The organism is Streptomyces sp. WP-1, assembly GCF_030450125.1.
GTDB lineage: Bacteria > Actinomycetota > Actinomycetes > Streptomycetales > Streptomycetaceae > Streptomyces > Streptomyces incarnatus.
Genome location: NZ_CP123923.1, coordinates 6038900 through 6053336, shown reverse-complemented (window position 1 = coordinate 6053336; position 14437 = coordinate 6038900). Strand labels below are relative to the sequence as shown.

Here is a 14437-nt window from a genome sequence, read left to right as displayed (position 1 = left end):
CCAGGGGACCGGCGAGAACCACCGCGCCCCCGCCACGGCGCCGTCCATGCGGCGGCCGGTGGCGGGGGCGCGGACGTCAGCGGGCCCTGCCGGGCCTCCGACGGAGGTCCGGGATGCCTCAGCCGACGAAGTACGTCGGGTTCGGCAGCTTGTACGTACGGCCGGAGTAGCCGCCGTCCAGGTCCGAGTACTGGTCGCCGAAGTCGGCGATGATCCGGTAGCCGAGGTCGTTCTCGATGTGCTTGCGGGTACCGGCCTTGTACTGGACGGTCGTGCACGTCCAGGTGCCCGGGGTGGCGCAGTCCTTCAGGTAGGCCGGCGGGTTGGCCGCGTCCTTGAGGAACATGTGGGCGGCGTCCAGGTTGACGTCGGCACCGACCTTCTTCAGGTTGGTGACGGCGGCACCGCGCTGCGCCTCGGTGAGACCGGAGTTGTAGAAGACCGTGACGCCCTTGGACCGGGCGTACCGGATCAGCTCCGGGCTGCCGAAGACGGCGGGACGGTTGGCCTGGTTGACGTAGTCGTTCCAGGTGGCCGAGCTGTAGCCGTAGTTGTTGCGCTTCTCGTAGTCGAGGCTCAGCAGCACCGTGTCGTCGATGTCGAACATGACGGCGGGCTTCTGGTGGTGCGCGCGCGAGGTACGGGCGGCCCGGTCGATGTACTTCTTGGCGTCCCGGTCGATCCGCGCCAGGTCCTTGGCGTACGGGCTGGTCGGCGACGCCTGGTAGACGCCGTCGCTGTCGGCGGTGGTGCCGTAGTAGGTGTCGATGTCCTTCGTCAGGAGCCCGATGTTGTAGGGCTCGTGGGTGGAGTTGGCCGTCGACTGACCGGCGGTGGCCGCGCCCGCGCCGTACAGGGCGGCACCGGCGACGATACAGGCGGCGCCGGCAGCGGCCGCTCTGAGGGACTTCCGCATGGATTCTCCGGATCTGGTGGCTAGAGTGAGTGACCAGGTCACGGATTGTCTACGCGCATAACAAGGGGTACCGCGAGGCCTGTTATCCGATCGATACGGACGTCTTTTTCCGGCCATGTCCGAGCGGCCCGCCGGAATCGCGTGTTCCGGTGCGGGAATTCGGGCATCAGGCGATGTTCCCCTGGAGTGCCGTCAGGCGGCGGCCGGGCCGGGGACCGATGCCGGTCGGCGGCGACCGCGCCAACGCCTCGGTGACCGACGGGACTTCGGCGCGGAACGCGGGGCGCGGAGCCCGGAACCCTGAGCGCGAGGCGTCCGCGAACGTGGTCCGGTCGCTTCAGCGTGCCGCCAGTGCCTCGCGCACCGCCGCGAGGTCCCCGTCCGACGCCAGTCCGGCGTGGTACAGCCGCAGTTCCGTCGCGCCGGCCGTCCGGGCGCGGGCCGCGTCCGCCGCGAGGGTGCGGGGGCTGCCGCCCATTCCGGAGACGACGGTGAAGTTGGCCGCCAGCACGGTCCGTTCGCCCGCGTGCGCGGCGAAGGGCGCCAGCGGGGCCGTGCCCGCGGTCCAGGGGACCACGACGCCGTCGGCCACGGAGAGGATGTGGGCGGGGTCGACGCCCGCGTTCGCTCCGCAGTGCTCGGGGACGGGGTCCGCGTGCAGCAGGACCTGGAACCCGGCGGGCGCGGCGGCGCGCACGGCGGACACGGCCGTCTCCTGGAGGGTGCGGGCGGTCCCGTCCCGCCAGGTCCGGACGGCGGCGGCCCGCTCCTCGCCGAGCAGTTCCGCCACCGTCGGCAGGCCCCGGTCGACCGCCTCGCCCCGCCACAGCGGCTCCAGTGCGGCCCGCACGGCGAAGGCCAACTCCTCGGCGCCCAGACCCTGTTCCCCGTAGCCCCTGCGGCAGGAGGGGCAGAAGCACAGCGACATCAGGTACTCCCCGGCCTCGCCCAGGGGCACGCCGGAGATCTTGTCGTGGGCGTGCAGATGCGGCAGTCCGTACCAGCCGAGGGACTCCAGTTCGGTGCCCCGCGCGCCGGGGCGTACGGCGGCCTCGGCGGCGAGGTCGACGAGGTAGGCGCGGGTGGCCTCCTGGGCGACGCAGGGCGCCCAGGGGTAGCGGTCGCCGTAGGCGTTGACGACGGAGGTGCCCGGATGTTCCGCGCCCAGGCGGGAGTTGTGCGCGAGGACCACCCAGGTGTGCACCGCGAGCCCGGCGCCGTCGAGCGCCCGCGCGGCCTCGCCGTAGGCGTCGCCGGGGGCCCAGCGGCCGGCGGGGTACGGGCTCGGGACGCGGCCGCTCCAGTGGTCGCCCGGCGGGTAGAGGACGGCCGCGTGTTCGGCGGTGACGACGCGGTGGCGGGGGTGGCGCGGGGTCAGGGCGCGGGTGGAGTGGTAGGCGGCGGCGAGGGTCACCTGTTCCACGCCGAGCCCGGCGATGCGGGCGGGGGCGTCGGGGTCCCCGTTGACGTCCCAGGGGTAGACGAACGCGGCGGCCTTCACGCGGGACTCCTCGACGTGCATTCCTCTGACCATCGTCCATATCCATGAACGGCCTCAAGCTAAGGGGGCCCCGCGAGGCGGTCAACACCGGGCGCCTCACGCGCGGCGCCCGGCCACATCGCGCCGTACCGGACGCAGAGAATCGGACACGCGGGCGCCGAACGGGCCCGTCCGGCGCCCCATCCGGGCACGCGGGCCGCCCGTTTCCACCCCGCCCGGCACCGCCGCGCAGGTCCGCGACGGACGGCATGCCCGGCAAACGGGCTCAAGCGGGCAGCATCGGGCGGGCAACAAGCCTGGTCAGGGCGGCGGACCGACGGTAGAACTTCCCCCGTGGGCCCGAACGGGCAGCTCCGCGGGAGGAGGGTGACGGGATGACCGGAACGGCGGAGGAACGCCGGCGCGAGATCGTGCGGGCCGCGCGCGCCACCGGCGCGGTCGATGTCACCGCGCTCGCCGCCGGACTGGGCGTGGCCAAGGAGACCGTCCGGCGTGATCTGCGCGCTCTGGAGGACCACGGGCTGATCCGCCGCACCCATGGCGGGGCCTACCCGGTGGAGAGCGCCGGTTTCGAGACCACGCTGGCGTTCCGGGCCACCAGCCAGGTGCCCGAGAAGCGCCGGATCGCCGCCGCCGCGGCCGAGTTGCTGGGCGACGCCGAGACCGTCTTCGTCGACGAGGGCTTCACCCCGCAGCTCATCGCCGAGGCCCTGCCCAGGGACCGGCCGCTGACCGTGGTCACCGCGTCCCTGCCGGTCGCGGGCGCCCTCGCCGGGGCGGACCACATCCAGGTGCTGCTCCTCGGCGGCCGGGTGCGGTCCGGCACACTGGCCACCGTCGACCACTGGACGACGACGATGCTGTCCGGCTTCGTCCTCGACCTCGCCTACGTCGGCGCCAACGGCATCTCCCGCGAACACGGCCTGACCACGCCCGATCCGGCGGTCGGCGAGGTCAAGGCGCAGGCGATGCGGGCGGCGCGGCGCGCCGTGTTCGCGGGCGTGCACACCAAGTTCGGCGCGGCGAGCTTCTGCCGGTTCGCGGACGTCGCCGCGCTGGAGGCGATCGTGACCAGCGCCCAGCTCCCCGCGGCCGAGGCCCACCGCTACGCCCTGCTGGGCCCCCAGGTCATCCGGGTCTGAGAAACCCGGTCCCCTCCCCTGCGGGCCTTCCCCACCCATCGAACACCCCTTATATCCCCATACATCCAGGAGTGATCCATGCGCACCCCGAGCCGACGGAGGCCACGAGCCACGCTCGTCCTGGCCGCCGCAGGGACGCTGCTCACCCCCCTGCTCTCCGGCTGCTGGGTCGGGGCGGGCGGAGCCGGATCCGGCGGCGACTCGATCAACGTACTGATGGTCAACAACCCCCAGATGGTGGAGCTCCAGAAGCTCACCGCCGCGCATTTCACCAAGGAGACCGGCATCAAGGTGAACTTCACCGTGCTGCCGGAGAACGACGTCCGCGACAAGATCAGCCAGGACTTCGCCAACCAGGCGGGCCAGTACGACGTCGCCACCCTCTCCAACTACGAGATCCCGATCTACGCCCGCAACGGCTGGCTGCGCCCGATGGACGGCTACGTCGCGAAGGACCCGTCGTACGACGAGAAGGACGTACTGGCGCCGATGCGCACGTCCCTGACCGGCGACGACGGCAAGCTCTACGGGCAGCCCTTCTACGGCGAGTCGTCCTTCCTTATGTACCGCAAGGACGTGTTCGCGGCGAAGGGCCTGACGATGCCCGCCCACCCCACCTGGCAGCAGGTGGCCGACCTCGCCGCGAAGGCCGACGGCGCGAAGCCCGGCATGCGGGGCATCTGCCTGCGCGGGCTGCCCGGCTGGGGCGAGATGGCGGCACCGCTGACCACGGTCGTGAACACCTTCGGCGGCACCTGGTTCGACAAGGACTGGAAGGCCCGGCTGGACTCGCCCGCCTTCCGGAAGGCGACGAAGTTCTATGTCGGCCTGGTCCGCGCGCACGGCGAGTCCGGCGCCGCGCAGTCCGGGTTCGCCGAGTGCCTGAACGACATGACGCAGGGCAAGGTCGCCATGTGGTACGACGCCACGTCCGCGGCCGGCTCCCTGGAGGCGAAGGGCTCCCCGGTCAAGGGCGAGCTGGGGTACGCCCCCGCCCCGGTCGAGCGGACCGAGTCCTCCGGCTGGCTCTACACCTGGGCCTGGGGCATCCAGCACGCCTCCCACAACCCCGACAAGGCATGGAAGTTCGTCTCCTGGGCGTCGAGCAAGGAGTACGAGCAGCTGGTCGGCGAGACCAGCGGCTGGCCCGACGTCCCGGCGGGCAAACGAGCTTCGACGTACGAGAACGCCGACTACCGGCGCTCCGCCGCGGCCTTCCAGGAGATGACCCGGCAGGCCATCGAGAGCAGCCGCCCGAGCGACCCCGGCGTGCAGCCCCGTCCCGCGCCCGGCATCCAGTTCGTCGACATCCCCGAGTTCACCGACCTCGGCACCAGGGTCTCCCAGGAGATCAGCGCGGCCATCGCCGGACGCCAGTCCGTCGACACGGCCCTGAAGAAGTCCCAGCAGCTCGCCGAGAAGATCTCCAAGGAGTACGAGGGACGATGACCGCCACCACCACGGCCCCGTACGCGGCCGCCCCCGCCCGGCCGCTGAAACGGCCCCCCGCCCGGCTGCGCGCCTGGGCCACCCGGGCCCCGCTGCTCCCCGCCCTCGTCTTCATGATCGCGGTCACCCAACTGCCCTTCGTGGCCACGCTGGTGATCTCGTTCTTCGACTGGAACGCCCTCTACCCGAAGGCCCGCCGCTTCACCGGCCTCGCCAACTACCGCCAGGTGCTCACCGACACGGACCTGCGCCACTCGGTGTGGACCACGGTCCTGCTCACCGTGGCGGTGGTGCTGGCCAGCCTGGTGCTCGGGCTGCTCCTCGCCCTGCTCCTGGACCGGCGCTTCCGCGGCCGGGGCGTCGTACGCACCCTGCTGATCGCCCCCTTCCTGGTGGTCCCGGTCGCCGCCGCGCTGCTGTGGAAGCATGTGCTCTACAACCCCGAGTACGGCCTGCTCAACGGGCTGCTGCACTACGTCGGCGGCCCCCAGCCGGACTGGATCTCGGGCACCCCGCTGCTCGCGGTGGAGGCGTCCCTGGTGTGGCAGTGGACGCCGTTCATGATGCTGATCCTGCTGGCCGGGCTGCAGAGCCGGGACCGGGAGCAGATCGAGGCGGCCCGGGTCGACGGCGCGGGCGACTGGCAGATCTTCCGCCATCTCACCCTGCCCCATCTGCGCCGCTACCTCGAACTGGGCGCCCTGCTCGGCTCGATCTACATCGTGCAGAACTTCGACGCGGTGTTCACCATCACCTCCGGCGGCCTCGGCACGGCGAACCTGCCGTACACCGTCTACCAGAGCTTCTACCAGGCCCATGAGAACGGCCTCGCCTCGGCGGCGGGCGTCCTGGTCGTCATCGGCTCACTCGTGATCGCGACCTTCGCGCTGCGCGTGGTCTCGTCCCTGTTCCGCGAGGAGGCGGCCCGCTCATGACCGCGCTGCGACGACACGGCCTCGGCCTCGTGGCCTGGCTGGCCGGCATCGTCTTCTTCCTGCCCATCGCCTGGATGGCGCTGACGTCCTTCCACTCCGAGCAGGACGCGGCGACCAACCCGCCGTCCTTCGGCGCCGCCCTCACCCTGGACGGCTACCGCGAGTTCTTCGGCGTCGGCGGCGGGGCCAGCCCCTGGCCCGCGCTGATCAACTCCGCGGTGGCGTCGGTGGTCTCCACCCTCTTCGTGCTGCTGCTCGCCCTCCCCGCCGCCTACGCGCTGTCGATCCGGCCGGTGCGCAAATGGACGGACGTGCTGTTCTTCTTCCTGTCCACGAAGATGCTCCCGGCCGTCGCGGGACTGCTGCCGATCTACCTGTTCGCCAAGCACACCGGGACCCTCGACAACATCTGGCTGCTCGTCGTCCTCTACACCGCGATGAACCTGCCGATCGCGGTGTGGATGATGCAGTCCTTCCTCGCCGAGGTGCCGGTCGCGGTGATCGAGGCGGCCCGGGTGGACGGGGCCCGGCTGCCGACGATCCTCGCCCGGGTCGTCGCCCCCATCGCGCTGCCCGGCATCGCGGCGACGGCCCTGATCTGCTTCATCTTCAGCTGGAACGAGCTGCTGTTCGCCCGGGTACTCACCGGCGTCGCCGCCGAGACCGCGCCCGTCTTCCTGACCGGCTTCATCACCAGCCAGGGCCTGTTCCTGGCCAAGGTGTGCGCCGCCTCGCTCGTCATCTCCCTGCCGGTGCTCGCCGCGGGGTTCGCCGCCCAGGACAAGCTGGTCCAGGGCCTGTCGTTGGGAGCCGTGAAATGAAGGCCGCCGTCATCGAGTCCGTGGGCCGCGCCGTCGTCACCGAGGTCCCCGACCCGGCCCCGGGACCCCGCGAGGTCGTCGTCGAGGTCGCCGCGTGCGGGCTGTGCGGCACCGATCTGCACATCCTCCAGGGCGAGTTCGCGCCCAAGCTGCCGATCGTGCCGGGCCATGAGTTCGCGGGCACGGTGGTGGCCACCGGCGCCCAGGTCACCGAGGTCACCACCGGCGACCGGGTGGCCGTGGACCCGTCCCTGTACTGCTACGAGTGCCGCTACTGCCGCGACGGCCACAACAACCTGTGCGAACGCTGGGCCGCGATCGGCGTCACCACGGCGGGCGGGGCGGCCCAGTACGCCGTCGCCCCCGTCGCCAACTGCGTCAAGCTGCCCGAGCATGTGCGCACCGAGGACGCGGCCCTGATCGAACCGCTGTCCTGCGCGGTGCGCGGCTACGACGTGCTGCGCTCCCGGCTCGGCTCCCATGTGCTGATCTACGGCTCCGGGACCATGGGCCTGATGATGCTGGAGCTGGCCAAGCGCACCGGCGCGGCGAGCGTGGACATGGTGGACCTGAACCCGGCCCGGCTGGAGACGGCCCGGCTGCTCGGCGTCTCGGGCGCGGCGGCCGGCGCGGACGAACTCGACCGGCCGGGCGGCTGGGACGTGGTGGTGGACGCGACGGGCAACGCGGCGGCCATCCAGGACGGTCTGGGCCGGGTGGCGAAGGCGGGCACGTTCCTCCAGTTCGGCGTCGCCGACTACGCCACCCGGGTGCAGATCGACCCGTACCGCATCTACAACCAGGAGATCACCATCACCGGTTCGATGGCGGTGCTGCACAGCTACGAGCGGGCGGCGGAGCTGTTCGCGAACGGTGTCCTCGACCCGGGGGTCTTCATCAGCGACCGGCTCCCGCTGGAGCGGTACCCGCAGGCGCTGGAGCAGTTCGCGGCGGGGGTGGGGCGGAAGATCGTCGTCGTGCCGTGAACGGCCGGGGCGGGGATGACAGCCGATGCCGGTGGTAAGGGAACGGTAAAGCGGTTTCGTTCGTTACCCCCCACATGACAGCTATGACCCCTGGCTCGAACGTTCCGCTCTCCGCCGCGCGCATCACGGTGGACGTGGCCGCTCCCGTGCGGCTGGACGTCTCGGGCCTGCTGCTCACGGGCGACGGCAAGGTGCGCTCGGACGACGACTTCATCTTCTACAACCAGCCGTCCGGACCGGGTGTGGCCTACCGGTCCGGCGGCGGTGCCGCGCCCGACGCGATCACGGTCGACACCGCGGCCGTGCCGCCGGACATCGAGAAGATCGTGGTCACGGCCAGCCCGGACGCGGCCGGGCAGACCTTCCAGGGCATCGAGCCGACGGCCACCATCCGCGACGCGGACGGCGGCGCGGTGCTGGCCACGTTCACACCGCCGCAGCTGGGCGCCGAGACCGCGCTCGTGGTGGTGGAGGTCTACCGCCGCGCCGGCCAGTGGAAGGCCCGCGCGGTCGGCCAGGGGTACGCGAACGGGCTCGCGGGCATCGCGACGGACTTCGGTGTGACGGTCGAGGAACCGGCGGCGGCCCCCGCGGCGCCCCCGCAGCCGGCGGCACCGCCGGTGGCGCCCTCGGCGGCCCCGCCGATGCCCGCCGCCCCGCCGGCCGCTCCCCCGGCCCCGGCCCCGGGCGCGGGGAAGATCAACCTGGACAAGGGCCGGGTCAGCCTCCAGAAGAACCAGACGGTGTCGCTGGTCAAGGGCGGCCGGCCGCTGCTCTCCCAGGTGCGGATGGGCCTCGGCTGGGAGCCCGCGTTCCGGGGCGGCGACATCGACCTCGACGCCTCCGTCATCGCCTACGGCCCGCAGCGCGACCACATCGACAGCTGCTACTTCGGCAAGCTGACGATCCTCAAGGGCGCGGTCAAGCACTCCGGTGACAATCTCACCGGCGAGGGCGCGGGCGACGACGAGGTGATCGTGGTCGACCTCGGCCGCATCCCCCAGGAGGTCACCGGTCTCGTCTTCACGGTCAACTCCTTCTCCGGCCAGAAGTTCACCGATGTCGCCAAGGCGTACTGCCGCCTCGTGGACGCCGCGTCGGAGGAGGAACTGGTCCGCTTCGACCTCACCCAGGCCGAACCGCAGACCGGTGTGCTGATGGCCAAGCTGATCCGCCAGTTCTCCGGTGAGTGGGAGATGACCGCGATCGGCGACTTCGTGAAGGCGAGGACGGTCCGCAACATGGTGGGCCCGGCGGCGAAGGCTCTCTGACCGCGGGGTCCCGCCACGCCACGACGGTCTGGCGGGACCCCGCGCCCCTTACTTCCGCTGCCGCTTCCAGGGCCCGGTGATGGCGAGCATGATGCCCGGGATCTGGATGTTGGCGTACAGGGTCCGCCCGTCGGGCGAGAAGGTGACGCCGGTGAACTCGCTGTATTCCGGCTCCTCTTCGGTGCCGATGTTCAGCTCGTTGCGCGCGATCGGGTAGGTGCGCCCGCTGTCGGTGGCCCCGAACAGGTGCTGGACGCCCTCGCCGTCCTCGGCGATGACCAGACCGCCGTACGGCGAGACGGTGATGTTGTCCGGGCCGTCGAACGCGCCGTCCCTGCCCGGGTCCGGGTTCACGCCGAGCAGCACCTTGAGGGTGAGGGTGCGGCGCCGGGGGTCGTAGAACCAGACCTGGCCGTCGTGCTGGACCGGGCTCTCCGCGCGGGCGAAGGAGGAGACGACGTAGACGCCGCCGTCACCCCACCACATGCCCTCCAGCTTGCGGGCGCGGGTGACCTGGCCCTCGCCGAACTGCTTGCGCGTGGAGACCTGCCGGGCGTCGCGGTCGGGGACGTCCACCCAGTCGACGCCGTAGACCGTGCCGGTCCTGGTGGCGCGGGAGAGGTCGTCCACGAACCGGCCGCCGGAGTCGAAGCACTTGAACGCCTGGAGGACGCCCGCGTCGTCGGCGAGGGTGCGCAGCCTGCCCCGGCCGTGGCGGAAACCGGTCGGCGGGGTCCAGCGGTAGAGCAGGCCGTTGGGGCCCGCGGCGTCCTCGGTGAGGAAGAGGTGGCCGCGCCCGGGGTCGACCACGACGGCCTCGTGGGCGTACCGGCCCAGCGCCTTGACCGGCTTGGGGGCGCGGTTGGCCCGGTGGTCGGCGGGGTCCACCTCGAAGACGTAGCCGTGGTCCTTGGTCATGCCGTTCTGGCCGGCCTTGTCCTCGGTCTCCTCGCAGGTCAGCCAGGTGCCCCAGGGGGTGCTGCCGCCCGCGCAGTTGGTGGCGGTGCCGGCGATGCCCACCCATTCGGCGACCCGGTCGCGGCGCACCTCGACCACCGTGCAGCCACCGGCCGCCGCGGGGTCGTACACCAGGCCCTCGGTGAGCGGCACCGGGTGGGGCCACTTGGCGCGCGGGCCCGCCAGCTCGTGGTTGTTGACCAGCAGGGTGGTGCCCCGGGGACCCGCGAAGGCGGCGGTGCCGTCGTGGTTGGACGGCGTGAACTCCCCCGACTCCAGGCGGGTCCTGCCGCTGTAGGTGATGATCTGGTAGCTGAACCCGGCGGGCAGCGCGAGGATGCCCTCGGGGTCGGCCTCCAGGGGGCCGTAGCCGACGCCGGGCAGGCCGTGGCCGTGACCGTGCCCCCGGCCGTGGGCGGAGGCGGCGTCCCCGTGCGCGGTGTCGGTCTCCGTGGACGCGAGGGCGTTCGGCGCGGTGGCGAGCACGCCGGCGCTGCCCGCCAGGGCGATCCCGGCACCGGTGATCGCTGAGGTTCTGGCGAAGTCCCTGCGGGTGAGCGACATGGTGTCTCCTGTGACGGATGGGTGAGCCGTGGAGGTCGGCGGACCGCGTTCGGCGCACACGCTCCCGGCGGCGCCTGAACGGGAGTTGAACGCGGGGCTACCGCAGGCACCCTTGTTCAAGAAACCGTATGCGCCACACCAAGAGCGGACCAAGCGTCACGGCGGACCGGAGCCACGCCGACACTCGCCACGCTCACCCCGCCCCAGCACGCTCGCCACACCTCGGCCCGGTCAGCCCACCGGCCCACCTCAGCCGCTCGCCACACCTCGGCCCACTCGACCCGACCTCGGCCGCTCACCCCGCGCCAGCCCCGTCAGCCCACCGGCCCACTCACCCCACCCCGGACCGGTCAGCCCACCCGCCCGCTCAACCCCCTTGCTGCGAGCGCGCCTTGAACGCCGCCTTGCGGGCCTCCTTGGCCACCTTCTTGTCCGGGTGCAGCCGTCCCATCGCCTCCAGCACATCGGCCGTCGCCGGGTGCTCCACCCGCCACGCGGCCGCGAAGAACCCGCTGTGCTGCTCGGCGAGCCCCTCCACCAGGGCCTGGAGCTCCTCGGAATTGCCCTCGGCGGCCAGCTGGGCGGCGACGGTGTCGATGGTCAGCCAGAACACCAGGTCCTGGGAGGGCGCGGGCACCTCGGCGGCGCCCCGCTCGCTGAGCCACACCCGGGCGAGACCGCCGAGTTCGGGGTCGTCCAGCACCTCCCGCAGCGCGGGCTCCGCCTCCCCGCCGACCAGGGACAGCGCCTGCTGGCAGCGCAGCCGGCGCAGCGGCCCCCCGGCGTCGGCGCCCCGGGCCGCGGCCAGCAACTCCCGTGCGCCGGACAGCGGTTCGTGCCGGTTCAGCCACAGCTCCGTCTCGGCGAGGGCGGCCGCGGGGCCGAACGCGGCGGTGCCGTCGAGCAGCACGTCCGCGCCCTTGTCGGCGAGTTCACCGACCACCGGGGCCTCGAAGCCGGCCTCCATCAGCCGCGCCCGCAGACCGTAGGCGCCGAGCGGGGTCAGACGCACCATGCCGTAGCGGGAGACGTCGGCCTCCTCCACCGGCGCGGCGAGTTCCTCGTCGGCGTCGGCCATCAACGCCTCGTCCACCGGCCGGTACTCGACCAGGCCGACCGGCTCCAGCGTCCGGAACTGGTCGTCCAGGCGCATCATCGCGTCGGACACCTGTTCAAGGATGTCATCGGTGGGCTCGCCCATGTCGTCCGGCACGATCATCGACGCGGCGAGGGCGGGCAGCGGGACCGGCCCGTCCCCGGCGCCGTCCTCACTCACCGTCAGGAGGTAGAGGTTGCCGAGCACACCGTCGAGGAACTCGGCCTCGGACTCGGGGTCCCAGTCGAGTGACGCGAAATCGATCTCGCCGCCCTCGTCCAGCGCGTCCACCAGATCGTCCAGATCGGGCACGCTCGCGTCCGCCAGCACGGTCTCCAGCGCGGCGAGCCACACCGTGAGCACCTCGTGCGGGGACCCGGTGAGCAGGGCCAGCGCCTCGCCCGCGCGGACCGTGCCGCTCTCCTCGTCGGCGATCTCGACCAGGCCGGAGTCCAGCGCGACCCGCCAGGCCTCGGCGGCGTAGGCGGCCGCGTCGTCGCCGGTCAGCCCGAGCTGCTCGGCAGCGGCGGGGAGCTGCTCCTCGACCAGGCTGCCGCCCGCGTCCACCTGGGTGTCGGGGCCGGCCCAGCGGGCGAGCCGGGCCGCCCGCGCGAGCAGCGGCGTGGACAGCGCGGCGCGTGCCAGCTCCGCTTCGGAGTGCAGCCGTACGGGCGGCAGGGGGGAGCTGTCTGACATCGGCTGGATCTCCTCGGACCGTGAAACGTGCTCAGCCCCTCAGCCTAGACGGATTTGGGCCCATGCCGCCCGGTTCATCTCCTCGCCGTCCCTCGTACATGGCCGAAACCTTGACAAGTCCCGGGCGCAGGCTGGAGATTGACGCGCGTAGAAGTCGGGGAACGACCGTTCACTCGGCGCTACGCGCGTCACGGAGGGCAACGGCCCCCACACGCAACCGATCCACCTCGTCCCGGCACCCCGTAACATCCCCGGAGGGATCCCTTGCCGAGCAGGTCCACCGCGCGTCTCGCCGCGCTCACCGTCGCCGCCGTCTGCTCCGCCGCGTCGGCCGTCGTCCTCACCTCCCCCGCGCACGCCGACGCGGTGCGCATCCACGACATCCAGGGCACCACCCGCCTGTCGCCGTACGCCGGGCAGAAGGTGACGGACGTGCCGGGCATCGTCACCGCCACGCGCACCTACGGCTCGTCCAAGGGCTTCTGGCTCCAGGACGCGACGCCCGACGACAACCCCGCCACCAGCGAGGGCATATTCGTCTTCACCAGCTCGGCGCCGAAGGTCGCGGTCGGCGACTCGGTGACGGTGACCGGCACGGTCTCCGAGTACGTCCCGGGCGGCACCGCCTCCGGTGAGCAGTCCGTCACGGAGATCACCAAGCCCACGATCACCACGGTCTCCACCGGCAACGCCGTCCCGGCGCCGGTCGTCATCGACGCGAGGTCGGTGCCGAGCCGCTACACGCCGCAGGGCGACACCGCGAACGGCGGCTCGATCAACAACCTGCCGCTCCAGCCCAAGAAGTACGCCCTGGACTACTACGAGTCCCTGGAGGGCATGAACGTCCAGGTCAAGAACGCCCACGTGGTCACCGCCACCGACCCGTACAGCGAGCTGTGGGTCACGGTGAAGCCGCGCGAGCACCACGACCGCCGCGGCGGCACGGTCTACGGGTCCTACGACTCGCAGAACACCGGCCGCCTCCAGATCCAGTCGCTGGGCGCCACCGCCGACTTCCCGAAGGCGAACGTCGGCGACACGCTGACCGGCACCACCACCGGCCCGCTGGACTTCAACCAGTTCGGCGGCTACACCCTGGTCGCCGGACAGCTCGGGACGCTCAAGAGCGGTGGCCTCCAGCGCGAGACCACCAAGAAGCAGACCGGTCGGCAGCTCGCGGTCGCGACGTACAACGTCGAGAACCTCGACCCGTCGGACAACACGTTCGACCAGCACGCCGCGGCGATCGTGCACAACCTCCAGTCCCCCGACATCGTGTCCCTGGAGGAGATCCAGGACAACAACGGTGTCACGGACGACGGCACGGTCGACGCGAGCGTCACGGTGAACAAGCTGATCGACGCGATCGTCGCGGCGGGCGGCCCGAAGTACGACTGGCGTTCCATCAACCCGGTCAACGACCAGGACGGCGGCCAGCCGGGCGGCAACATCCGCCAGGTGTTCCTGTTCAACCCCGAGCGGGTGTCCTTCGTGGACCGCGCGGGCGGCGACTCCACCACCGCGGTGGGCGTCGTCAAGGAGCACGGCCAGGCCCAGCTCACCGCGTCCCCGGGCCGGATCGACCCGGCCGGCACCGCCTGGCAGGACAGCCGCAAGCCGCTCGCCGGCCAGTTCGTCTTCCAGGGCAGGACGGTCTTCGTGATCGCCAACCACCTGATCTCCAAGGGCGGCGACCAGAGCCTGACCGCGCAGTACCAGCCGGTCACGCGCAGCTCGGAGACCCAGCGCCACGCCCAGGCGCAGGAAATCAACGCGTTCGTCAAGGACATCCTGAAGATCCAGAAGAACGCGGACGTGCTCGCCCTCGGCGACATGAACGACTTCGAGTTCTCCGGCACCGCGAAGATCCTCGAAGGCGACGGCGAGCTGTGGTCGGCGATCAAGTCGCTGCCCAGGAGCGAGCGTTACACGTACGACTACGAGGGCAACTCGCAGGTCCTGGACCAGATCCTGATCAGCCCGGCGGTGCGCCGCGACTCGTTCCAGTACGACAGCGTGCACATCAACTCGGAGTTCAACGACCAGATCAGCGACCACGACCCGCAGGTGCTGCGCTTCCGCCCCTGACCCCCGGGTCCAGGA

Annotated in this window: 11 protein-coding genes; 7 read left to right on the top strand and 4 right to left on the bottom strand. The window is 71.8% G+C overall.

What is annotated here, in order from left to right; genetic code table 11:
- Positions 1 to 118: 118 nt before the first annotated feature.
- On the bottom strand, positions 119 to 916 hold the full coding sequence (locus QHG49_RS26740; RefSeq protein WP_145489145.1) for an HAD family acid phosphatase: 798 nt from the start codon (positions 914 to 916) through the stop codon (positions 119 to 121).
- Between the two features lie 337 nt (positions 917 to 1253).
- Positions 1254 to 2417, bottom strand: a complete 1164-nt coding sequence (locus QHG49_RS26735; protein WP_301492935.1) for a hypothetical protein — start codon at positions 2415 to 2417, stop codon at positions 1254 to 1256.
- A gap of 374 nt (positions 2418 to 2791) precedes the next feature.
- Here QHG49_RS26735 and QHG49_RS26730 point away from each other — a divergent pair, with 374 nt between their 5' ends.
- The 6 genes from QHG49_RS26730 (at position 2792) to QHG49_RS26705 (ending at position 9021) form a co-directional block, all read left to right on the top strand.
- A complete protein-coding gene (locus tag QHG49_RS26730; RefSeq protein ID WP_145489144.1) occupies positions 2792 to 3559 on the top strand; it encodes a DeoR/GlpR family DNA-binding transcription regulator in 768 nt (255 codons plus the stop codon).
- Positions 3560 to 3637: 78 nt separating this feature from the next.
- Positions 3638 to 5008: a sugar ABC transporter substrate-binding protein gene (locus QHG49_RS26725; protein WP_145489142.1), complete on the top strand. Its 1371-nt coding sequence runs from the start codon at positions 3638 to 3640 to the stop codon at positions 5006 to 5008.
- On the top strand, positions 5005 to 5943 hold the full coding sequence (locus tag QHG49_RS26720) for a carbohydrate ABC transporter permease (RefSeq protein WP_145489141.1): 939 nt from the start codon (positions 5005 to 5007) through the stop codon (positions 5941 to 5943). Before QHG49_RS26725 ends, QHG49_RS26720 begins: the two co-directional genes overlap by 4 nt.
- Positions 5940 to 6764 carry a carbohydrate ABC transporter permease gene (locus QHG49_RS26715; RefSeq protein WP_145489139.1) on the top strand — a complete coding sequence of 275 codons (825 nt, stop codon included), beginning with the start codon at positions 5940 to 5942 and terminating at the stop codon, positions 6762 to 6764. The genes QHG49_RS26720 and QHG49_RS26715 overlap by 4 nt, the downstream gene beginning before the upstream one ends.
- Entirely contained in the window at positions 6761 to 7750 is a 990-nt protein-coding gene (locus QHG49_RS26710; RefSeq protein WP_145489137.1) for a zinc-dependent alcohol dehydrogenase family protein, read from the top strand. Before QHG49_RS26715 ends, QHG49_RS26710 begins: the two co-directional genes overlap by 4 nt.
- A gap of 83 nt (positions 7751 to 7833) precedes the next feature.
- Positions 7834 to 9021: a TerD family protein gene (locus tag QHG49_RS26705; protein WP_301491597.1), complete on the top strand. Its 1188-nt coding sequence runs from the start codon at positions 7834 to 7836 to the stop codon at positions 9019 to 9021.
- A gap of 48 nt (positions 9022 to 9069) precedes the next feature.
- On the opposite strand, the gene QHG49_RS26700 is transcribed toward QHG49_RS26705, so the two are convergent.
- Entirely contained in the window at positions 9070 to 10542 is a 1473-nt protein-coding gene (locus QHG49_RS26700; protein ID WP_301491596.1) for an alkaline phosphatase PhoX, read from the bottom strand.
- A 367-nt stretch (positions 10543 to 10909) separates the two neighbouring features.
- The gene (locus QHG49_RS26695; RefSeq protein WP_301491595.1) at positions 10910 to 12334 is read right to left on the bottom strand and encodes a hypothetical protein; all 1425 of its coding nucleotides are present in this window, start codon (positions 12332 to 12334) and stop codon (positions 10910 to 10912) included.
- A gap of 264 nt (positions 12335 to 12598) precedes the next feature.
- On the opposite strand from QHG49_RS26695, the gene QHG49_RS26690 reads away from it, so the two are divergent.
- Positions 12599 to 14422 (top strand): endonuclease/exonuclease/phosphatase family protein, encoded by a 1824-nt coding sequence (locus tag QHG49_RS26690; RefSeq protein WP_301491594.1) that lies wholly within the window; start codon positions 12599 to 12601, stop codon positions 14420 to 14422.
- The last annotated feature ends 15 nt before the right edge of the window (positions 14423 to 14437 follow it).